Source organism: Fluviicola taffensis DSM 16823, assembly GCF_000194605.1.
Classification (GTDB): Bacteria; Bacteroidota; Bacteroidia; order Flavobacteriales_D; family Crocinitomicaceae; genus Fluviicola; species Fluviicola taffensis.
Genome location: NC_015321.1, coordinates 1343402 through 1365618 on the forward strand (window position 1 = coordinate 1343402; position 22217 = coordinate 1365618).

The window sequence follows — 22217 nt, forward strand, 5'->3', positions numbered from 1 at the left end:
GCCAAAAGCAGACGGGATTTTTTTGTTAAACAACCTGAATTCGATAGATTTTGAAGTGATCTATAATTGGATTACCATTATTGCTGGCTATACATTTCTGAGAATTTTATTCCATTTTCAGTCAATTATTTGATTCGGGTATTGAATTCCACCCATATGAATGGATATGATAATTTTCCCTTCATTCTGATTGTTAAAAACATATACATAATCTTCAAAGCTTCCTTTATTTGATATGGTTTTCACCAATTTATCCAACTCATCAAATTGAAGTTTAACATCCAAGGTTGACGACACAACCTTATCGTCTTTATCAAATTAATAAAGAAGTGGGTAAAAATCCCGCTCTTCATAAATTAATTTCGCTGCCAAAGATATACAAGACAATATCATTGAATCCGTTGAACTAAGGTGTGGATTATTTTCCTTTCTCTCCATGTAATATTTTCTATTCCACGATTCCCATCCCGTGAAGACCTCAATGTAATTAACTAATGTGTACTCGTCATCGTTTCATTCACCACAATGATAAAATCTGCCCGGTTCAAATGTTCTTTTTCCAATTTGCGGACATCTTTTTGAGAAACCGTTGTGATTGTTCCCACTTTTGCTCCAGGCAAATAGTGCTGAACATACCACATAATTCCTTGGTGAAAATCGGAATGGAAAGCACCATTTAGAAAAAATACTTGCTTACTTTTCTTTAATTGCGCCACAATCGAATAAGCCATCGTTGCATCTTTGATTGCTTGCGCATACGCAAAATTAATTCCTGAAGCATGCATCTCTTTCCCCATATTGATAAGCTCTACATATTGAGTCAAAGTTGAATCGAATGGAAAAGGCAATGGTGCCATTAATTTCATTTGATCTTCTGGAAGCGTATCCAAAGCAGACAATCCCTTTTTGAAAACCAAACTGGCATATTTCCGCATCACATTTGCTGCAAAAGGAGTGTTCCCGAATGCAATGGCAGAATCCAATACCGGTTTGTAGTCTGTTTTGAAATTCGACCATAATTCGGTAGAATCTTTCAGTGCTTTGTATGATTTATTACTGATATAATTATTCAATGCTTTGATTTGGTGTAGTTCAAACATTTCAAATCCTACCGCCAGTTGCGAACTTTTCGTCTTCTTATTCAATTCCATCAAAACGTTCAATTCCATCCAATGCGAAATCGGATTATCGTGGAATTCACCAAACAAAATAACCTGGTTTGCAGAAACCTGATTCATCATTTTTTGAAACGAAACTTGCTTCCCTTTTGAGTCAAAAATGCGAAATGCTTCCAAATCTTGCGCATAAGAGCTCGAATAAACCAAAAGTGCTAGTAAAATTGTTTTCATCTGCCAAATATAGAAACTTTCAAAAAAGCTACTCCTAACCATTTTTATGTAAGATAAATCCGAAATCTACCCCGAACAGGGTATATTTTCGCCACGATCCCGATAGCTATCGGGACACGAATTTCTGGCTCGGCTAACGCACTCGCTTTTTTATTAAATCCCAAATTAATTGACCTTCATAGGGTAAAGAGGCGACTGGTAAGGGGAGTTATATACTTAAAAAGTAGATGCCTTCAAGCTATGTTTTGCAAAATTTAAAGTGATAATTTTTGGGTCAAACCTTTGCGTTCTTCCACTCTTTGCGGTTAAAATAAGACTCTATTTATAAACCGCAGAGAAACAAAGAGCGCAAAGATTTAGAGATTTTACCTGTGTTAAATACATAATCCCCACTGGTAAGCGCCTTAAAAAATTCGTGCATTTGCAGTGAAATAAAAATCATGAGTTTTGAAAATGGCTTATGAGCGGAAATTCTATCTATTTTTAAGTAACAAAAACACAACACCTACCTCGAAAAGGTTACTTATTTTTGTACTATGTTGATGAAACTGCGTAATGTTCTCCCAATAACTCTGCAAAGTCTATTGCTACGCATTGCACTTATCTTAGTGTTGATGACAATTACACGCATTGTTTTTTATTGCTTCAACATGGATTCCTTTGCACATGTTCAATTCACAGATTGGTTTGCAGGAATATGGTTCGACTTGTCAACTGTAAGCTTGGTCCTTCTCCCCTTCATAATTTTAAGTCTGCTTCCTCAAAAATGGCAAAGCAATTGGGTTATTAGAATTCTTCAAATTATTTCATTTTTTATTCCAGCATTATTGATTGTTGCGCTCAATTTATTGGACACTGCCTATTACAATTTTACCTTAAAACGATCCACAGCAGATTTATTTGCTATTGTCTCTGCTGGAAATGATGTAGGACAACTCCTCACTAGCTTCATCAAAGACTATTGGTTGCTGATCCTCATTTTCATGATCGGCATTTATCTTTTAGCGAAGTTTTACAAAAGAACCAACTATCGAAATTGGAAAAATCAACGCAGTAGCAAGTTACATGTTGAACTAATTGCCTTAGTATTAACCATTCCTTTTGCTATTCTATTTGGCCGTGGCGGTTTTGGCTTAAGACCAATTTCTCCTGTTGAAGCTTCCTTGTATACACGTCCAGAAAATTCGGCTTTGGTTTTAAATACTGCATTTACCATTTTAAAATCCATAGGAATGGACGATTTGGTGGAAAAGCGCTATTTCAGTGAAAAAGAAGGGGAGAAATTATACAATCCAATTCGGAAAACAAATCCACAAAACATATTGCCCGATGGAACAAATGTCGTAGTTATTATGCTCGAAAGTTTCGGAAACGAATGGGTGGGAAAATTCAATAACAGTATTTCTTACACGCCTTTTCTAGATTCATTGCTGGAAAAAAGCTGGTATTTCGAATACGGTATTTCAAACGGAAAAAAATCGATCGAAGCAGTTCCAACAATCTCTGCTTCCATGCCAACTTTGATGGATAATCCATATATATCTTCGGCATATAGTAACAACCAATTGCAAAGTTTACCGAGCATCTTAAAAGACAAAGGATACAGCACTGCATTTTATCATGGAGCAACCAACGGTTCCATGCGTTTCAATAGTTTTGCTTCACAGCTAGGTTATGAAGAATATTTTGGGCGATTTGAATACAACAACGACGATCATTCTGATAAAACCTGGGGAATCTTGGATGAATATTTCAATCCTTGGACCGCTAAAAAATTGACTCAAATGAAAAAGCCCTTCATGGCCAATTTATTTACGCTTTCTTCTCACCATCCTTATTTTGTGCCTCAAGAATGGCGTTCTAAAGTCAAAAACGGACCTCATCCAATTTGTAAAAGCATTTATTACGGAGATATCAGCTTACGAAAATTCTTCCAGCAAGCCGCAAAAGAACCTTGGTACAAGAATACCCTTTTTGTGATTGTTGCAGATCACACTCCTTCTAGTAATAGTGAAATTTACAATCAACGGACAGAAATGTACCGAATCCCTATTGCTTTCTTCGATCCAAGTGGAAAACTACCGCGTAAACGAGAAAAGACCATTTTCCAGCAAATAGATATTATGCCTACCGTTCTGGATTTAGTGAATGTAAAAGCAAATTATTACAGTATTGGAAGTAGTTTTTTCTCCAAAGATCCGCGTGAAGCTGTCACTTACTTGGAAGGTTCTTACTATTACTTTCGGAACAATAAATTATTAGTTTATTCCAATGACAAAATTGTGAATTTGTTTGATTTTACGATTAAAACTAAAAATCCAACCAACCTATTACCTGCTCAAAAAGCGGAAGCAGAAAAAATGGCGAAACGTTTAAAAGCCATTATTCAGAGATATAATCACGATTTAATTCATAATCAGACGATTGTTCGATGAAAAAGAGAATCCGATTCATCATTAACCCCATTTCGGGAGGCATCAAGAAGGCCAAGGTTCCACAAATGATCGAGGAGCACTTGAACCATGACTTGTTCGATTATGATATTGCGATTACTCAATACAAACAACACGCAAAATCCATCGCATTAGAATCAGCACAAGAAGGGATCGATATTGTATGTGCAGTTGGAGGAGATGGTTCTGTACACGAAGTTGGAACAGCTCTTGCGGGAACAAAATGTCACTTAGCAATTATTCCAACAGGTTCTGGAAATGGGCTTGCACGACATTTAAAAATTCCCTTAAAAACTCCTCAAGCCATTCAAAATATCAACCAATTGAACAGCATCCGAATGGATACTGGCTTGGCAAATGACAAACCTTTTTTGGGCGTTGGCGGTTACGGATTTGATGCCTTCATTGCAAAACGCTTTGATGAATATCACATTCGCGGATTTTGGGGATACACCCAACTGGTTTATGAAGAGTATTTCTCTTACAAACCGCCCAAAATGAAGATTATCTTGCCCAATGAAACAATCAAAGGGAATTTCTTGCTTTGTTCAATCGCCAATTCATCTGAATTTGGAAATGGATTCTGTATCTCACCCAAATCAAATGTGATTGATGGGCAAATGGAATTAGTTCTGTTGAGCAAATTTTCGTGGTGGCGAACAATGGGAGTTATTGGACGATTCTTTTTCAAAAAAATTGAAGGCTCCAGATATATTCGTATTATTCCATTTCAAAAGGCTCGTATCATATTAGATGTTCCATTGGCACATTATGACGGAGAACCATTTGAAGTGCGCAAGGAAATTAATATTGAAATCATCCCAAACAACCTTTCGGTACTTTGTGGAAAAGGATATTTAGAATTCGCAAATTTGAAACTTAAAACAGAGGATTATGTTTATTGAAACTGATTTAGAAACCGTACTTACACATCTAAACAAGCTAACTCCAGATACAAAACCTGTTTGGGGGAAAATGTCTGCACAACGAATGGTTGAACATTTAACAGATACACTTCGAATTGCAACAGGTGAAAATCCGCAAGAATTACTCATTCCAGAAGACAAAGTGGAACGAATGGTTGCTTTTTTATACTCAGACAAGCCGATGGCTCAAAACATGGTTGTTCCTTTTGCAAAAGAAGGTACTCCTTTACGCCATGAAGAACTCGAATTGGCTATCGATGAATTTGTAGATGTTTATTTGGAGTTTCAAGAACTTTTCGGGCAGAATCCAGAATTGAAAACAGTTCATGCGTATTACGGACCCATTAACTATGAACAATGGGATTTACTTCATAAAAAACATTTGACTCACCATTTTACCCAATTCGGAATTTTATAGAAACAAGCCCTGAAATAAACGTCAGGGCTTATTTTTAATCTATTTTTTTAATTGGTTGTTCTTTCTTTTTTTCCTCCTTTTTAGCAGGACTTATTTTTGCAGGTTTTTTCTTGGTTTCAACTTTGACTGGCTCTGTTTGCTCATTTCTATCTTGTGCATAAGTTGTAATAGGTGTTACTCCAGCAACGAATAGAATCAATACTAAATTTTTCATACTCTCTGTTTTTATTCTGATTAACAATTTATATGCCAATATAAGAAAGTTCAAAAGAAAAAACTCAGAATAATGAATGATGAGAAATGAGAGAAATCCCTTCTTAATTCTTCATTCAGCATTCTACATTCTTTGTATATTTGAATTCGAAACAACAAATGAATGGTTCAAGCTTTTAAACATCATTGGACGGGAATAGAACAAGTAGCTAAAACATTGGTGAAAGGGAAGTTTTTATGGTTTTTTATTCCAGGAGCAATTGTTGGATTGATCTATCTCTATTTTCAATGGCAACTCCAAAAAGCCTCCGCAGTTGTTCATCTAGCAGACGGCGTTCCACTTGTTGGGTCTGCAATTTCTTGGGTTGCAGATGGAATTTTTGGAATTGTAGATGTCATTTTTTCGGAATTCTACAAATTCGTAGTGCTCGTTATTCTCTCTCCTGTCAACTGTATTCTTTCTGAAAAATTTGATAGTTACCTTACTGGGAAAGAATACAAATTTGATTTTATCCGTTTAATGAATGATTTCTTGCGCATGATTCTCATTGTAATCAGCGCACTTTTGATGGAATACATTTTCTTAGGTATTTGGTGGATTCTTTCTTGGTTCCTTCCAGATTTCATAGGTGAAACCTTGTTTTTCTTAATCGCATCTTTCTTCGTTGGGTTTTCATTCTATGATTATAGCATGGAGCGATACGGATTAAGCTTCTTTAAAAGTTGGGGACTGGGATTCTCGAAATTGAGCTACATGGTCATTACAGGAGGAATTTTTACTTTACTTATTAAAATACCTGTAGCTGGAATTATTGTTGCACCAGTGCTGATATCCATGCTTTCGACAGCAGTTTATGTACTCTTAATTGAGAAAAAACAAGCTACTCCTATTGCAACGGATCAAGATCAATTAGATATTTAAAAAATAACACATGACGGACTTATTCTCATCCTTTCAAGCTAGTTCCAAAGAGGAATGGATTGCCATTCTCCAAAAGGAATTAAAGGGTGAATCAATAGACACATTGAATAAAATCAATCGCGTGGAAGAAATTACTTTTCCCAGTTATTTTCACCGCGAAGATCAAAAAAGTCAGTTTTCAGACCCTGGTTTAGCACCATATACGCGAGGAATTAATTCGAAAAACAACGATTGGACAATTGCAACTGCATTTCGAGTTCTAGACGAAAAAGAAACGAACAAACAGCTCATTTCAGCATTAATGGCTGGAACAGATCACTTAATTCTTGAGGCAGTAAATTCAAATTCCATTGATTTTGGTGCATTACTAAACGAAGTGGGACTTTCCTTCATTCACACTACTTTTCGGGCAAAAAGCAGTGAGCAAATTACTGATTTCCTAACATTTGTAAAAGATGTAGCTGTACTCATTGAATTTGATAACAACAAAGAATTAGTCAATCAGTCATCTAAATTCACAAATCCGAATGCTAAAATCTATCATGTAGATGCGGCAAAAGTGCAACAAGCAGGCGGCACAACTTGGCAAGAATTAGGGATTGCTTTAGCAGAAGGACACGACCTTTTGGTGCAACAAATGGATCAAGGAGTTGATGTGGATACTGCAGCTGCCCGCATTCATTTCACTCTTGGAATTGGCTCTAAATATTTCTTCGAATTAAGTAAAATAAGAGCATTTAGGAGTACTTGGGCTCAAATTGTTTCTGCCTATTCTCCAAAACATACTTGTTCGTTAGCTACAACAATTACAGCTAAAACGAGTTTCCTCAACATTAGTTTAAAAGATCCTTATACAAATCTATTGAGACAAACAACCGAAGCAATGTCAGCGGTTCTTTCAGGAATACAACATTTAAACATTCAACCCTACGATTGGTATTCAAGCAAACCCAATTTTGAGTTTACGCAACGGATGGCTACCAATATTTCACTTTTATTGAAAGAAGAATCCTATTTGCAAATCGTTGCCGATCCTGCGGGGGGTTCTTATGCATTAGATGCTTTAACAGAAACGATTGCCGAACGTGCTTGGAGTACTTTTCAGTGGATTGAGCGCACTGGCGGAATCACCAACAAAGATGTGATCCAACAACTTGAAGTGGAAATTGCGGAAAAAGCAGCAATGCGCATCCAAGAAATTCAAACCAAAACAGAGAAGCGAATTGGAATGAACATCTTCCCAAATCCAGAAACAGTTGATAACCAATGGGCAGAATTACCTAAAGGCTGGAACAATTTGAAACCATTAATTTTAGAGCAAGTAGTATGAGTATTCGTAAGTCATTTGAAAATATTTCATTAGATACAACTGCTTTAAACGGAAATGCAGAAAAGGAAGTTTTTGCAACTCCTGAAAAAATTTCTCTTTCAAGTTATTACAATCAGAATGACTTAAAAGAGGTCAGTCATTTGGGATTCATTAGCGGAAGAGCGCCTTTTCTAAGAGGACCTTACGGCTCTATGTACGCCATTCGACCTTGGACGATTCGTCAATATGCAGGATTTTCAACTGCTGAAGAATCCAATGCTTTTTACAGAAGAAATTTAGCTGCTGGACAAAAAGGACTTTCTGTTGCCTTCGATTTAGCGACTCACAGAGGATATGATTCTGATCACGAACGTGTAGTTGGTGATGTAGGAAAAGCTGGTGTTGCCATCGACTCTATTTTGGATATGAAAATTTTGTTCGATCAAATTCCCTTGAATGAAATGTCTGTTTCCATGACTATGAATGGAGCAGTAATTCCAATTTTAGCATTTTATATTGTTGCCGCCGAAGAGCAAGGAGTCAAACAAGAAGAACTTTCAGGAACCATTCAGAATGATATTTTGAAAGAATTCATGGTTCGAAATACATACATTTATCCTCCAGCTCCATCCATGCGCATTATCGCGGATATTTTTGCCTACACGGCAGAAAAAATGCCTCGATTCAATTCCATTTCAATTTCTGGTTACCACATGCAGGAAGCTGGGGCAACAGCAAGTATTGAATTGGCATACACCTTAGCGGATGGATTGGAATACCTAAGAGCGGGAATCAATGCAGGAATGGATGTCGATGCATTTGCTCCACGTTTGAGCTTCTTTTGGGCCATTGGAATGAATCACTTCATGGAAATCGCTAAAATGCGTGCAGGACGTCTATTGTGGTCAAAATTGGTTGCTCAATTCAATCCAAAAAATGAAAAGTCATTGGCACTTCGCACGCATTGCCAAACTTCTGGTTGGAGCTTAACCGAGCAAGATCCATTTAATAATATTGCCAGAACATGTATTGAAGCGATGGCAGCTGGTTTTGGCGGAACGCAATCTTTACATACAAATGCATTAGACGAAGCGATCGCTTTACCAACAGACTTCTCAGCTCGAATAGCTCGAAATACCCAAATCTATTTGCAAGAAGAAACAGGAATGACTGATTTAATTGATCCTTGGGGAGGAAGTTATTATGTAGAAAAATTGACCCAAGAATTAGTTGATGAAGCTTGGAAATTAATCGAAGAAGTAGAAGAATTGGGAGGAATGGCAAAAGCCATTGAAACAGGAATTCCAAAAATGCGCATTGAAGAAGCTGCCGCACGTAAACAAGCGCGAATTGATGCCGGAAAAGATATTATTGTTGGCGTAAATCGCTATCAATTAGAAAAAGAATCCGCGATGGATATTCTACAAATAGACAATACCAAGGTACGTGATTCACAACTAGAGCGATTAAAAGTATTGCGTGACAATAGAAATCCTGAACGGGTACAAGCCTGTTTGGAAAAACTGGCAGACGCCGCAAAAAACGGAACGGGAAATCTATTAGAAATTGCCGTTGAGTGCGCACGAGAAAGAGCATCTTTGGGTGAAATTTCTCAAGCCATGGAAACTAGTTTTGGAAGACATCAAGCAACAATTCGATCTATTAGTGGTGTATATTCAGCTGAAAGTATGAATGATAAAGATTTTGAACAAGCAAAGACCTTGGTTGAAACCTTCGCTAAATTGGAAGGAAGAAGACCTCGAATTATGATTGCTAAAATGGGGCAAGATGGTCATGACCGCGGTGCAAAAGTGATTGCTACTTCCTTTGCAGATATCGGTTTTGATGTAGATATAGGTCCTTTATTTCAAACACCCAAAGAAGCAGCAAAACAAGCCGTTGAAAATGACGTACATGTTTTAGGCGTTTCTTCTTTAGCAGCTGGACATAAAACCTTGGTTCCACAAGTAATTGAAGAACTCAAACAAATGGGAAGGTCAGATATCATGGTAGTCGCAGGCGGAGTTATTCCAGCTCAAGACTATGAGTTTTTATACGATGCTGGAGTTTTTGGAGTTTTTGGACCAGGAACAAAAATTTCAAAAGCTGCTCAAAACATTTTGGAACTACTCATTAAAAGTGTGGAATAAATCGTTTAAATATTAAAAAACAATTCTTAAATAGTTGAAAAACGGAAGATTGAATCAATTCAAAATAGCGAAACGAAACTTTAAATAAAAGTTTTCGTACATTCGGCATAGTTATTGGTTTTATCCTTCAACGAAATTAAATAGTATGAAAAAGTTTGTTCTAATTGGTGCATTACTAACTACGAAATTGCTTGTTGCTCAAGCGCCAGAATATGATGATTTGCGCATTGTCTTTGCGGATGGTGATTATGAAAAACTAGTCCGTGTCTCTGAAAAATACGTCATGAACGACAAAACAAAGGCAGATGCTCTTCCACACATGTGGATGGCTCGTGGACTTTACAAAGTTTCATTAAGTGGAACTGACAATGAGAAATATCAAAATGCTTACAAGGAAGCTATCAGTGAAATTGGTAAAAGTATCAAATACGATAAATCAGGTGATGTTCAATTAGAGTATGCTGAATTCTACGATGAGTTTAGAAACAGCTTAGTTGAGATGATTCGAAATGAAATTGAAGCCCCAGATTACAAAAAAGCGGCAACTTGGGTAATGAAATATTACAAAATCAACTTGACAAGCATAGGTGCAAAATACTTGGATGGGGTTTGTAAATTCAGAAACGCAGATAAAGGAGGTGCAAATACACTTTGGAAAGAATGTGAAAAGTTGTTGAGCGCCGTTCCAGATATCGACAACTGGAATCAAGCAGAGAAAAATATGTTGATGATGGGAATTATGCAAACTGCAGATTGTTATATTGCCGGAAAGCAAATGGACAAAGCAAAAGCGCTTATGGGCAAAGTTGCTCAATGGTATGAAAAGAACGAAGATTTCAAAGCCAAATACGACCAAATAGTCAACTAAGATAATTTGAAAAAAGACTCGCTAACACGAGTCTTTTTTTGTGTGATTATTTAAGAATCAACCAATAATAAATAAAGACCATAAAGAAACCCCAGCTATTAACATCCAAAAGAGGATATCTATTGGAAATAAGTCCAATAAGAGAAAAGGAACCCACTACCTTTGTTCTATGAAGAAATTCATTCTCATATTCAAAAACAAGTATATATTGGCACTCACCATCTTTTTGGTGTACAATTTGTTTTTGGACGAAGTGGATGTTTTCACCATATTCAATCAGAATAAAAAGATCTCCGCCTTACGTTCTACGGAATCAGAAATGAAACTGAAACTCCAAGAAACAAAATACATCCTTTCTCAAATTAAAGATCCTTCCTACTTGGAAAAATTGGCGCGCGAAAACAAATTATTCAAGAAAGACAACGAGGATATTTTTGTAATCACTTACAAATAATTGCGAATGTCGAATTACAAATTATAATCTCATTTCTTAAAATAAGCCAATCTAGCGCGAGCTAAATCATGAGACTACCTGATAAGTCTATCAGAATTAACTAATTTATAATCAATAATTTAATTCGTAATTCTACTAATCCAATTCCGCAATCTTCGGTTTCTGATTAAAATATTGCTGTTCCTGATAATTTACCAACCGTACACCGGGGAAATAATAAAGCGCAATCTGATGATAACTGAATCCAAATTTGGCCATCTTCATTGCTCCTTCTTGACACAAACCTACTCCATGGCCATAACCTCTTCCTCTTAAAACAATCTCCGTTCCTTCTGGGTAGCAATTAAAAAAGGTGGATTTCAATTTAAAATGCTCCCGAATATCTCTCAGTGGAATTCCCAACCAAGGATACTGATAAAACGCACATCGATCAGGTTGATTGAAGGTATAAATCATAGGTCCAAGAACCGAATCATTAACAGGATAGTGAAAAGTACTCACTAAAAACTCCAACCACTCCATTTGCGGAATGCGTTTTTCCCAAGTTGCCTGCTTCGTATAAATGCAGAAAGTATCTTTAAACGTACTCAAATATGGAATCTTGTTGTTCCACACGTAATCTGGCTCAGAGGTTTGTCCACCGCAATTTGCGTGGAAATAAGCATCCACTAACTGATTTTGGGGATCAACCATCACCATTCCCTCTGTTTTTAACACCGCGGAATCAATGATTGGATTTAAGCGCAATTGATTGTGGTACGCCTGACAATGCGTTCTGTCGCACAATTCAAAACCCTCCTTTTGATGACGTGTTTTATACTTCAGAGCGTAAGTTCTACTCATCAAAGCTTGAACCTTGTAATATTCGATTTCCTTTCCACTTCCACCTTCTGACTCAACAACACCACTTAAGTAATTATTGATATCCACCAAATTAACAATCGTTAAAGCGCCATTTTGAACAGTAATTTCCACATCATCTTTATACTTGCGTTCTTTAATGACAGGCGTTTTTGTGGAGTAAACCAAGGAATTATTAAGCTTCGTTCCAACTAAGACTACTTTTGAAACCAGAGCAACCTCAGTGATGCCTACTTTGAGAGAAATTTGATTGCCCTTCGCGATGGATAACTCAACGAATTCACTAGGCAATAGTGTAGCATAAAGCGTCGTATCGCCAAAAACATTGTAGCTCCCATCTGAATAGGCAAAGACAATGCGTTGAACAGAATAATCACGCAAAACACCAATCCGCATTTGTTGAGCAAACGCAAAAAATGGAAAAATGAACCATATGAGCACGAATAAGCGCAACATCTTACAAAATTAGCTTCGTACTGAACTGAAAAGGACTAGAACTCAAATAGTTTTCAACACCGATTGTGCAACTTTCTTGGAAGCTCCTCCTTTACCCAACATATTTTTGAGTTGTTTATAATCTTCCAATACCTGTTCTCGCTTCTTTCCTCCAACTATAACATCAGATAATTCTTTTGCTAAACGATCTGTAGTACATTCATTTTGAATCAATTCCACAACCGATTCTTTATCCAAAATGAGGTTCACCAATGAAATATATTTCACATTGACCAATCTTTTCGCAATTTGATACGAAATCGAGTTTCCAATGTAACAGACTACTTCAGGAATTTCAAACAAACCTGTTTCCAAGGTTGCAGTTCCAGATGTAACCACCGCTGCTTCGGATTGTTGCAATAAAGGATATGTTTGTCCGTAAACAACATCGACCTTCTTGTCCCCAATCAACTCTTTGTAAATCGCTATGTCCATATTGGGAGCACCAGCAATCACAAAATGATACTGAGGAAACAAATCCACTAAAGGAAGCATGACTGGCAACTTCGTGCGCAATTCTTGTTTTCTAGAACCAGGAAGCATTGCAATAATTGGTTTTCCTTCATGAGAAGCGATCGTCAATTCTTGCTTTGGAAGTTGTTGATATTGCTCGATCTCATCTAAAAGAGGATGTCCAACATATTCGACATCGTAGTTGTACTTTTTATAAAAATCTGCTTCAAATGGAAGAATACAAAACAATTTGTAGACGTCTCGTTTAATTTTATGCACCCGATTTTCTTTCCAAGCCCAAACTGTTGGCGAAATATAGAAGTAAACTTTAAGCTCGTTTTTCTTCGCCCATTCAGCAATACGCATGTTAAAGCCTGGATAATCAATCAGTAAGATCGCATCGGGTTTAAATTCTTGAATATCTTTTTTGCAAAATCGGATATTTCTCAAGATTGTGGGTAAATTCATCAATACCTCCACAAATCCCATGAAAGCCAATTCGCGAATGTGCTTGGCCATCGTTCCACCAACAGCTTGCATTTTATCTCCACCCCAAAAGCGAATATCTAAATCTGGCTCTTGAGCTAACAATTCCTTCATGACATTTGCACCATGCAAATCACCAGAGGCTTCGCCTGAAATGATGTAGAGTTTTCTTCCCATCAGCGAATTAGATTGACATAAAGAATAAATGGAAGAAATAATGCAGAACCCACAATTACTCCACGAGCCAAATCATAACGCTCTTTATTTAGAAACAGATAAAACCAAATTAAATTCGGAATAATCGATAAAGAAATAAACTTACTCTGGGCAACAATACTTCCCGTAAAATTATTCCATAAAACGGAATACGGATAATTTTGCGACCAAGCTATTAATCCAACAATTAATGGTACGAAAAGGAATGGTGAAATAATTCCGATAATCATTCCTACAGTTACTCGTGAATTCCAAGTGAATTTTCTTTTCATTAAAATATCTTTTTTAAACCAGCAATGGCTTTATGTGCAGTTAAATCAAATTGAGTTGGAACGATGGTTGCAAATCCTTGATCTAAGAAATGTAAATCCGTATCTGTTGCATCTTCTCTCGAATCAAAGGTTCCTGTTAGCCAATAGTAAGGTCTTCCAAACTGATCCAATCGTTTGTCGAAACGATCTTCCCAAAAAGCATACGCTTGTCGGCAAACCTCAATTCCTTTCAATGCTTCAGCCGGACCTTGTGGAATATTGACATTCAAACAAACTCCTTTAGGCAAACCATTTTTCAAAATTTGGGGAATAACTTCTCTTGCAACTGCCATTGGAGCTGAAAAATCGGCATCTTCCTCAAAATCACCGTATGAAAAACCAATACTTGGAATGTGTTCCATCGCACCTTCAACAGCAGCAGACATTGTTCCAGAATACAACACGTTCGTGGATGAATTCAGTCCATGATTGATCCCTGAAAGAATTAAATCTGGCTTGCGGTGAAGCACTTCATAAACTCCTAATTTCACGCAGTCTACTGGTGTTCCGCTACACGAATAGGCTTCTATTCCTTCGAAAATCGTAGAACGAGTCAAGCGAATTGGATGTGAAATAGTAATTGCGTGTCCCATACCAGATTGCGGTTTATCGGGCGCAATAACGACAAGGTCTCCAAATTCTTTGGCAACTTCAACTAAAGAGGCAATTCCCTTGGCATGAAGGCTATCATCATTGGTTATAAAAATGAGTGGACGATTTGATTTTTCCATGTCTTACAAAGATACATTTTTAGTTTTGCACGCGTTGAAAGGGAAATGTGAAAGTTTCGAAAAGTAACAAGAAACATTTTGTCATGTCGAGTATTCCGAATGGAGGCAACGAAATTCGGAATGTATCGAGACCAGAAATAAATTTCTTTTGTCCTTGTTATCGATACGCTTTGCACTCGAACTGACAGGACAATTACTCTATCACAAAGCTCACTATCTTCTTTCCCCTACTTCCAACAACGATTCGATTTCCCCAAGCTACTGGTGATGATTCCCAAACACAATCGGTTTTTCGTTTCACGATAATTTCACCACTTACTCCATCTATTAGGTAAATTGTTCCATAAACATCGGTGAAAAATATATAACAGTTTCCCACTTTATCATATAAATCAATCGGTGAAGCCCAACTATAATAATCCATTTTAATAGTGAATTTCTCTTTCCCAGAAACTTTATCGATGGCTACAAATTCTCCTGCTAAACTTCCATTCACTCGTGAAAAAATTCCATAAACCAAATTACTGGCTTTCTTTTTACCAGGTAAAACAGAAGCCAAAACTCCTCCTGAATTTACACGTCCATGCAGTTTGGTATTTGTAGATTTTCGCGATACATCCCAAATTTCTTTTCCAGTAAGTCCATCAATTTTACGAATATGTGCCGAACCTGTTTCTCCTTGCTTATCCACTTCATTTCCAACATATAAAAATGGATAATCGTCTTCTTGCAAGTCAACGACCATTGATGCATCTGTATCGTCATAGTTGTCTAGATACCAAACAGGTTTCATCGTCATCAAATTGAGGCAAAAGACATTTCCTCCATTGTCGCCAAACCAACCTAGATTATTCCACGCCCCAAAACTCGATTCAATTCCCAAATCGGGATGTTTCTGAATTTGATAATTGAAAATAAACGGACTCGGAATTGCTGTACTATTAGCTATTTTGGTTTTGTAAATCTGACCATTTTCAGCTGGATGAAACCAATATCCTGTTTTGGCATCAATCAAGGAATTACTGTCAAAAGCACCCCAATTTCTTCGAGCTTTCGGATCCAATCCACTTCGGAAGAAAATTTCCTGACCCGTAAACATGTTGAAAATGTAAGATCCAAAACGATCCCCGTTTTTAATTCCTTGCCCAACATAAAGCAATCCATTCATTCGGGGATCAACCGAAACAGTTCCTTTTATAGGATTTTCAATCGTAACATGGGGCCTTGTCGCCTTTCCTGTCTTCCAATCAATAAAGTAAATATCCCCACACAAACTTCCAACAATCACTTCTCGAAAATTCGTCTGATTCAAATAAACATCTTCTATTCCATGTAATCTTTTTGCGATTTTTTGAGGCCAATTGACCACTAAAGGCTGACCTGTCCAACCAGAGCCACCGCCCCAAGAACCGTATTCAGTAGTTCTACCATCATATTCCGTGATAAATTCCCAATCCAAACGAATATTGGTAGGCCTTCCATTTATGAATCCACGAGTTGGCGCGTTTCTTTGTGCATTTCCTCTGAAACAAAAAATTCCATTTTTAGAATTGTAATCATCTGTGAAAAGAATTTCTTCTTCGGGATCATGTGAATCAGAATTATACGTTCGTAGTTCAAACATAGAAACATCCGATTCTTCAGGGTACTGCACTTTCCAAATTTCACCTCCATCCAAGATGTTCTCAACAAATTGAGGTAAAATACGAACGTTCGGTTTTAAATAGTGGAAAGCGATTCCAGTTCCCAAATAACCAATCAAAAACACAATTCCGTATACAACGGTAAGTTTAAACCACTTTATCACTTTGCAAATTTCGAGGAATTGTACCCTCCAAAAGCAAGGAACTAAGAATAGTTATGCAATTCAAGCTGTTAATTAGCATACCTGAAAAATATAAACCGCAAAGATGCAGAGAACGCTAAGTATAAATCTCCCCTTTGCGCTCTTTCACTCTTTGCGGTTATTTCATTGAAAAAACAATATGGTATTTGCCGAAATTGAATTAAACTTGCAATTCACAATTCTTGAAAATATGCTTACTCCAGAATCCGATAAAAAATTGTTCTTGTTAGATGCTTTTGCATTGATTTATAGAGCGTATTTCGCTTTTGCGAAAAACCCAAGAGTGAATTCGAAAGGACAAAATACTTCAGCAGCCTTTGGTTTCACCAATGTGTTGATTGATATCCTGAATAAAGAGAAGCCTACACATATTGCGGTTGTTTTTGATCCTCCTGGAGGTGCAACCAATAGAAATGTGGATTTTGCGGATTACAAGGCACATCGAGAAGAAATGCCAGAAGATATTCGCAGTATGATTGAACCCATTAAGCAAGTAATTAAAGCTTTTAGAATTCCGATTTATATGGCAGAAGGTTATGAGGCTGATGATTTGATTGGAACCATGGCTAAAATGGCCGAAAAAGAAGGATTCAAAACTTACATGATGACTCCGGATAAAGATTTTGGTCAATTGGTAAGCGAAAATATTTTCATTTACAAACCTGGACGCGGTGGAGATCCTGCTGTGATTATGGGAGTAAAAGAAGTGTGCGAAAAATTTGAAGTTGAAAACCCGTTGCAAGTCATCGATATCTTGGGATTATGGGGTGATGCTGCCGATAATATTCCGGGAATTCCGGGAGTTGGAGAAAAAACGGCTAAAAAACTGATTGCGGATTACGGTTCCATGGAAGGAGTTTTTGAGAACGTGGAAGATTTGAAGGGGAAGATGAAAGAAAATGTCATCAATTTCAAAGAACAAGGATTGATGTCTAAACTTTTAGCAACCATTATATTGGATGCTCCTGTTGAATTCAGCGCGGAAGAATTAAAAACAGAGGAAGTCGATCGAGATGCTATCTTGGAAATTTTCACCGACTTGGAGTTCAGAAACTTGGCAAAAAGAGTAATTGGAGAAGAAATTGTGGTTACTTCAGCTGGTGTGAATGAAAATGGTCAGTTGGATTTATTCGGAACACAAAGTTTGGTAGACGTACAACAAGCGCAACCAACTAGCGGAGTAAAAACAATTGCAACCGAAAAAGCATCATATCATTTGGTGAATCTACCAGAAGAACGTAAAGCTTTACTAACTAAATTATTGAAGGAGAAATCTGTTTGTTTCGATACGGAGACAACAGATATAAATGCCCTTCATGCCGACTTAGTTGGAATGTCTTTTTCTTACAAAGAGCGTGAAGCTTATTATGTTGCCGTTCCAAAAGACAAAAAAGAAATACAAGCAATTGTAGATGAATTCAAGCCATTTTTTGAGCATAAATCGATTGAGAAGATTGCTCACAACATGAAATATGATATTCAAGTATTGCACCGATATGGCGTTCAATTTGCTGGACCTTTATTTGACACGATGATTGCGCATTACCTCATCCAACCCGAATCCAAACAAGGAATGGATTTCTTGGCTGAATATTACCTGAACTACACACCGGTCAGCATTGAAACATTGATTGGAAAGAAAGGAAAAGGTCAAGGAAACATGGGTGATTTACAACCCGAAGCAATTAGTGATTACGCTTGTGAGGATGCAGACATTACTTTCCAATTGAAACAACTCTTTGCTCCACAAATTGAAAAAGATCATTTGAAGAGTCTTTTCTACGACATGGAAATGCCCTTGGTGTCTGTATTGGCAGAAATGGAAGAAGAAGGAGTTGCAATCGATATTCCACACTTGGAAGCTTATTCGAAGCAATTAGCTGAAGAAACAGAAGGATTGGAAAAACGCATCAAAGAATTGGCTGGAATGGACTTCAATGTGGATTCTCCAAAGCAATTGGGCGATGTACTTTTCGAGCACATGAAAATTTCTTCCAAAGCAAAAAAGACAAAAACAGGTCAGTATGCTACATCGGAAGATATTTTACAACAACATAAAAACGATCACGAAATTATTCCGTGTATCTTGGATTATCGTCAAATGAAGAAGTTGAAATCAACATATGTAGATCCACTTCCAACGATGAAAGATCCAGTTGATGGCAGAGTCCACACTAGTTATATGCAAACGGTTACAGCAACAGGTCGTTTGAGTTCCAACAATCCAAACTTGCAGAATATTCCCATTCGAAGCGAACGCGGAAAAGAAATCAGAAGAGCATTCATTGCACGTTCGAAAGATTTCCAATTGATGTCGGCCGATTATTCCCAAATTGAATTGCGCATCATTGCTGCTTTGGCAGATGATACAAATATGATTCAAGCCTTCAAAGACAAAGTGGATATTCACCGTGCAACTGCCGCAAAAGTATTCCATGTAGAATTGGATGATGTGACAAAAGACCAACGTAGTGCTGCGAAAGCAGTGAACTTCGGAATCATTTACGGACAGTCAGCTTTTGGACTTTCTCAGAACTTGGGAATCAGCCGAACAGAGGCAAAGCAAATCATTGATTCCTATTTTGCACAGTATTCAACCATTAAAACTTACATGGATAATGCGGTGAAAGATGCGCGCGAAAATGGATATGTAGAAACGATTATGCAACGCAGACGTTATTTGCCAGATATCAATTCAGCAAATGCTGTTGTAAGAGGTTTTGCAGAGCGAAATGCAGTCAATGCGCCGATTCAAGGTTCGGCAGCTGATATCGTGAAATTAGCAATGGTTGCGGTAGATAAAGCGATGAAGAAAGCGAAAGTAAAATCCAAAATGATTTTGCAAGTGCATGATGAGCTTGTTTTTGATGTGCACAACGACGAACAAGAAGTGATGAAAAAACTGGTGAAAGAAGCCATGGAAAATGCCATTCAGTTGGTTGTTCCGATGGAAGTTGAAATGGAATTGGCGAATAATTGGCTGGATGCACATTAAACTATAAAACTGGTTATTTCATCCCACAGATGGGCACAGAGGTACACTGAAGAAAACATTTGTAAATAATTTTCATCCGTGGGAAATCAATAATTGAGCATTTTAAAAAAAATCCGACCTGGAAAACCAGAGTCGAATTTTTTTATGTGTGTTTTAATGTATTTACAATTTCTCTATACGAACCGTTTGGAAACCAGTTCGCGTTTGAACTTTCATCAGATACAATCCTTTATTTAGTATGCTAATATCTAAAACAACTTCGAAATTTGCGTTTACAAAAGTATTCATATAAACTACTTTTCCACTCAAATCCACCAATTCAATGCGTTGAATCTCTGAACTCGAATTTTTAACCGTCAATTCCCCATTACTCGGATTTGGATAAACTTGAATATTCGTTGCAGCACTCTTTTCATTTAAACCCAAGATACATTCAAGAGGTAGATTAAATGCCTCTACTTGATCCGAACGATTCCCTGGGTCTCCTTGGTCAGCAGAAAAACCTAATCCTCTCCGCGCAAAAACTTCCCAAATCAAGCATTTATTTACTCCGCCATAAATAATCTGATCTGCAGCTAAAATTCCATCTCGACCATCTACAAAACCTGGTCCGCAGTTTGTCAATTTCAGACCTTCAATCACCAAATTCATAGCGATATTATTTCCACCTGTTCCTGTTTTAACATTGGAATCAAAACCGTATTCATCAATCAAAGCCCAGTTCAAATCCCACAGCATAGATGCCCAAACGAATCCAATTCCATGAGGTTGACTCAATGAATTATCGTTTGTGTTTCCGTATGTATAATTGTTCACTACAAAATCAGTAGAATAACGCGCTGGACGAATTCCTTCTCCATTATTCGGCTCATTCGTTACGTAAGTTCCAACTCCCCTTCCATCTCCTGGTTGATCTGAAGCCACTTGAGTAATCATCAATCCAAACCAATCAGACCAACCCTCGCCCATTTGTTCTTCATTGTACAAACAATCTGAGTTATCTGCCCCACCAACTAAACGAGTTGAAATTCCATGCCCATATTCATGAGCTATAATCATGTTGTCAAAATCAGAATCAGTTGCTGTCAAATCACCTGGATTTACGATTGTTCCGTTTGCCGTATTCCCCAAATTGATCTGATTCACAAATAAATCTCCATCGGGTTTCGAAATCATAATGGAAGGAATAGTTGCAGATGAAGTTCCGCCCATAGCTTGCGTACTTGTTCCAGTATTATTCATGACAATTACGGCAACAGCTCCCATCGCTTCACAAATCTCTACTTTTTCACCGAAGGTACAACCGCCGCCTCTTCTTACCAGTGCAATTTTTCCAGCTAAAGCTGCTCCATTCGAAATTAATCCACAACCAAAATTGGTGCTAGCTCCATCGTCAATAACCAAAATAATGTCTTCTGTAATCGGACTCATCGGTACTGGAGGCCCAAAGCCTGCTGTTGAACAAGTATAGGATCCTGCAATACCAACTGGTGAATTGATTGTCAATAAATCTGGAATATTACTTTCTGTCCATAAAAACATTTGCATTACCGGACTTTGTCCTTCTGGCGGCGTTCCAAAGTTTGCATTATTGGTTCCGCTTCCATCCTGAGCATGGGCTACAACTGGATCCATCCCTACCCCCGAGCCATCATAATTTGTTTCCTGAAAATTTCCACTTTCTTCATCAAAGCCATAATATGCCCAAATATCATGCATCATATTGTTCATATAGAACAAATTGGTGATTACAGCATCCAAATTTCCTTGCACTCCAACGGCAGAATCATACGCAAAGTTGAAATTCAGAGCATTTCCACCATCAGGAGAGTATCCTGGAAAATCATCGGCATCAATATCCTCAGAAGCATATACATTGTTTCCATAAGTAATGGTGTATTCATCTCCAGCAATACCATCTGTATCATGCCATCCAAATGGAGACTGAACAACATCAGAAGGATTTACGACCAGAACTCTATTTCCGTGAGCTGGGCTAATATTGGGTAATGCATAAACCATATATTGATCCAATCCTGGTGGAGGAGGTGGGGTCATCATCGTTTCAGATACGAGGTGATTTTCAGTTGAACAATGATTAACTGAACAATGAGAAATCCAGTCATTCTGGAAAACTACTTCACCTGTTTCAGCATTCAACCGCAAAGACCACCAATGTTCGGAATCTTTTGGGTAAATACTCAAATCCCACAAATAAAGCAATTGATTATTCTTTTGGCTCAGAACCAACTTTACAGGAATGTCTTCTTTTGAAATAGATCCTTTTGAAAAAAGCATCTTGTTCTTTTCACTTTTCAATAAAGTCAATGGAGCACTTGTAAGATTCAAATACTTCAAGGCCGAAATAACTGCAGTTTCTGCAGATAAAACAGGTCGATTTATTGGCTCCGAAATCGACACGAAATTGGTTGTTACATGTACAACCTGATTATCTTTCACCGTTACGATTCCAAAACCATCTACCAAAGAAATTCCGTTTTTGGTTTGTTGAATCTTAAAATGTTTTGTGTTTGGTGCTTTAGAAGAAGCATGAGAAGCCACCTCTAAATTGGAAAAGTCACTTGGTTTCAATTTCCAATTGCTTGCGTTTTCTTGTAAATAAGGTTGAATTATTTTCAGTTCATTCTGTCCAAAACAAAAAGTAGTAAACACAATGAATAAAAACGAGGAGAGTTTTTTTTTCATTTTCAGTATATTAAAGAGAACACAATGTACAAAAAAAGACATTGTAAAACTTATT

General features: G+C 37.3%; 18 protein-coding genes. 9 read left to right on the forward strand and 9 right to left on the reverse strand.

What is annotated here, in order from left to right:
- Positions 1-117 precede the first annotated feature (117 nt).
- Both FLUTA_RS21555 and FLUTA_RS05990 read right to left on the reverse strand, forming a co-directional pair.
- Positions 118-285, reverse strand: coding sequence for a hypothetical protein (locus tag FLUTA_RS21555; RefSeq protein WP_169312061.1), 168 nt, complete (start codon positions 283-285; stop codon positions 118-120).
- A gap of 206 nt (positions 286-491) precedes the next feature.
- Entirely contained in the window at positions 492-1349 is an 858-nt protein-coding gene (locus tag FLUTA_RS05990; protein ID WP_013685960.1) for a ChaN family lipoprotein, read from the reverse strand.
- 536 nt (positions 1350-1885) lie between these two features.
- On the opposite strand from FLUTA_RS05990, the gene FLUTA_RS05995 reads away from it, so the two are divergent.
- The 3 genes from FLUTA_RS05995 to FLUTA_RS06005 are packed head-to-tail and all read left to right on the forward strand — an operon-like array spanning position 1886 to position 5146.
- Positions 1886-3784 (forward strand): LTA synthase family protein, encoded by a 1899-nt coding sequence (locus FLUTA_RS05995; protein ID WP_013685961.1) that lies wholly within the window; start codon positions 1886-1888, stop codon positions 3782-3784.
- Positions 3781-4707: a diacylglycerol/lipid kinase family protein gene (locus FLUTA_RS06000; RefSeq protein ID WP_013685962.1), complete on the forward strand. Its 927-nt coding sequence runs from the start codon at positions 3781-3783 to the stop codon at positions 4705-4707. The genes FLUTA_RS05995 and FLUTA_RS06000 overlap by 4 nt, the downstream gene beginning before the upstream one ends.
- Positions 4697-5146 (forward strand): DUF1569 domain-containing protein, encoded by a 450-nt coding sequence (locus FLUTA_RS06005; protein ID WP_013685963.1) that lies wholly within the window; start codon positions 4697-4699, stop codon positions 5144-5146. The genes FLUTA_RS06000 and FLUTA_RS06005 overlap by 11 nt, the downstream gene beginning before the upstream one ends.
- A 34-nt stretch (positions 5147-5180) precedes the next feature.
- Here the strand turns inward: FLUTA_RS06005 and FLUTA_RS06010 are convergent, their stop codons facing one another.
- On the reverse strand, positions 5181-5360 hold the full coding sequence (locus FLUTA_RS06010) for a hypothetical protein (RefSeq protein ID WP_013685964.1): 180 nt from the start codon (positions 5358-5360) through the stop codon (positions 5181-5183).
- A gap of 162 nt (positions 5361-5522) precedes the next feature.
- Here FLUTA_RS06010 and FLUTA_RS06015 point away from each other — a divergent pair, with 162 nt between their 5' ends.
- From FLUTA_RS06015 to FLUTA_RS06035, 5 genes are all read left to right on the forward strand, one after another.
- The gene (locus tag FLUTA_RS06015) at positions 5523-6281 is read left to right on the forward strand and encodes a hypothetical protein (RefSeq protein ID WP_013685965.1); all 759 of its coding nucleotides are present in this window, start codon (positions 5523-5525) and stop codon (positions 6279-6281) included.
- A gap of 10 nt (positions 6282-6291) precedes the next feature.
- Positions 6292-7611: a methylmalonyl-CoA mutase family protein gene (locus tag FLUTA_RS20620; RefSeq protein WP_013685966.1), complete on the forward strand. Its 1320-nt coding sequence runs from the start codon at positions 6292-6294 to the stop codon at positions 7609-7611.
- On the forward strand, positions 7608-9740 hold the full coding sequence (scpA, locus tag FLUTA_RS06025) for a methylmalonyl-CoA mutase (protein ID WP_013685967.1): 2133 nt from the start codon (positions 7608-7610) through the stop codon (positions 9738-9740). Before FLUTA_RS20620 ends, scpA begins: the two co-directional genes overlap by 4 nt.
- Positions 9741-9885: 145 nt before the next feature.
- Entirely contained in the window at positions 9886-10608 is a 723-nt protein-coding gene (locus tag FLUTA_RS06030; protein ID WP_013685968.1) for a hypothetical protein, read from the forward strand.
- 169 nt (positions 10609-10777) lie between these two features.
- Positions 10778-11062, forward strand: coding sequence for an FtsB family cell division protein (locus tag FLUTA_RS06035; RefSeq protein WP_013685969.1), 285 nt, complete (start codon positions 10778-10780; stop codon positions 11060-11062).
- A gap of 135 nt (positions 11063-11197) precedes the next feature.
- Here FLUTA_RS06035 and FLUTA_RS06040 read toward each other — a convergent pair whose 3' ends face one another.
- The 5 genes from FLUTA_RS06040 to FLUTA_RS06060 all read right to left on the reverse strand — a co-directional run bounded on the left by FLUTA_RS06040 (position 11198) and on the right by FLUTA_RS06060 (position 16422).
- Positions 11198-12379 (reverse strand): SpoIID/LytB domain-containing protein, encoded by a 1182-nt coding sequence (locus FLUTA_RS06040; RefSeq protein WP_013685970.1) that lies wholly within the window; start codon positions 12377-12379, stop codon positions 11198-11200.
- Positions 12380-12421: 42 nt separating this feature from the next.
- Positions 12422-13534 (reverse strand): lipid-A-disaccharide synthase, encoded by a 1113-nt coding sequence (lpxB, locus tag FLUTA_RS06045; protein ID WP_013685971.1) that lies wholly within the window; start codon positions 13532-13534, stop codon positions 12422-12424.
- Entirely contained in the window at positions 13534-13845 is a 312-nt protein-coding gene (locus FLUTA_RS06050) for a hypothetical protein (protein ID WP_013685972.1), read from the reverse strand. Before FLUTA_RS06050 ends, lpxB begins: the two co-directional genes overlap by 1 nt.
- Complete coding sequence (gene surE, locus FLUTA_RS06055) at positions 13845-14615, reverse strand: 5'/3'-nucleotidase SurE (RefSeq protein ID WP_013685973.1); 771 nt, start codon at positions 14613-14615, stop codon at positions 13845-13847. Before surE ends, FLUTA_RS06050 begins: the two co-directional genes overlap by 1 nt.
- Positions 14616-14808: 193 nt before the next feature.
- A complete protein-coding gene (locus tag FLUTA_RS06060) occupies positions 14809-16422 on the reverse strand; it encodes a PQQ-binding-like beta-propeller repeat protein (protein WP_013685974.1) in 1614 nt (537 codons plus the stop codon).
- Positions 16423-16651: 229 nt separating this feature from the next.
- Here FLUTA_RS06060 and polA point away from each other — a divergent pair, with 229 nt between their 5' ends.
- Positions 16652-19456: a DNA polymerase I gene (gene polA / locus FLUTA_RS06065; RefSeq protein WP_043024120.1), complete on the forward strand. Its 2805-nt coding sequence runs from the start codon at positions 16652-16654 to the stop codon at positions 19454-19456.
- Positions 19457-19618: 162 nt separating this feature from the next.
- Here the strand turns inward: polA and FLUTA_RS06070 are convergent, their stop codons facing one another.
- Positions 19619-22162 (reverse strand): T9SS-dependent M36 family metallopeptidase, encoded by a 2544-nt coding sequence (locus tag FLUTA_RS06070; protein WP_043023674.1) that lies wholly within the window; start codon positions 22160-22162, stop codon positions 19619-19621.
- Between the last annotated feature and the right edge of the window lie 55 nt (positions 22163-22217).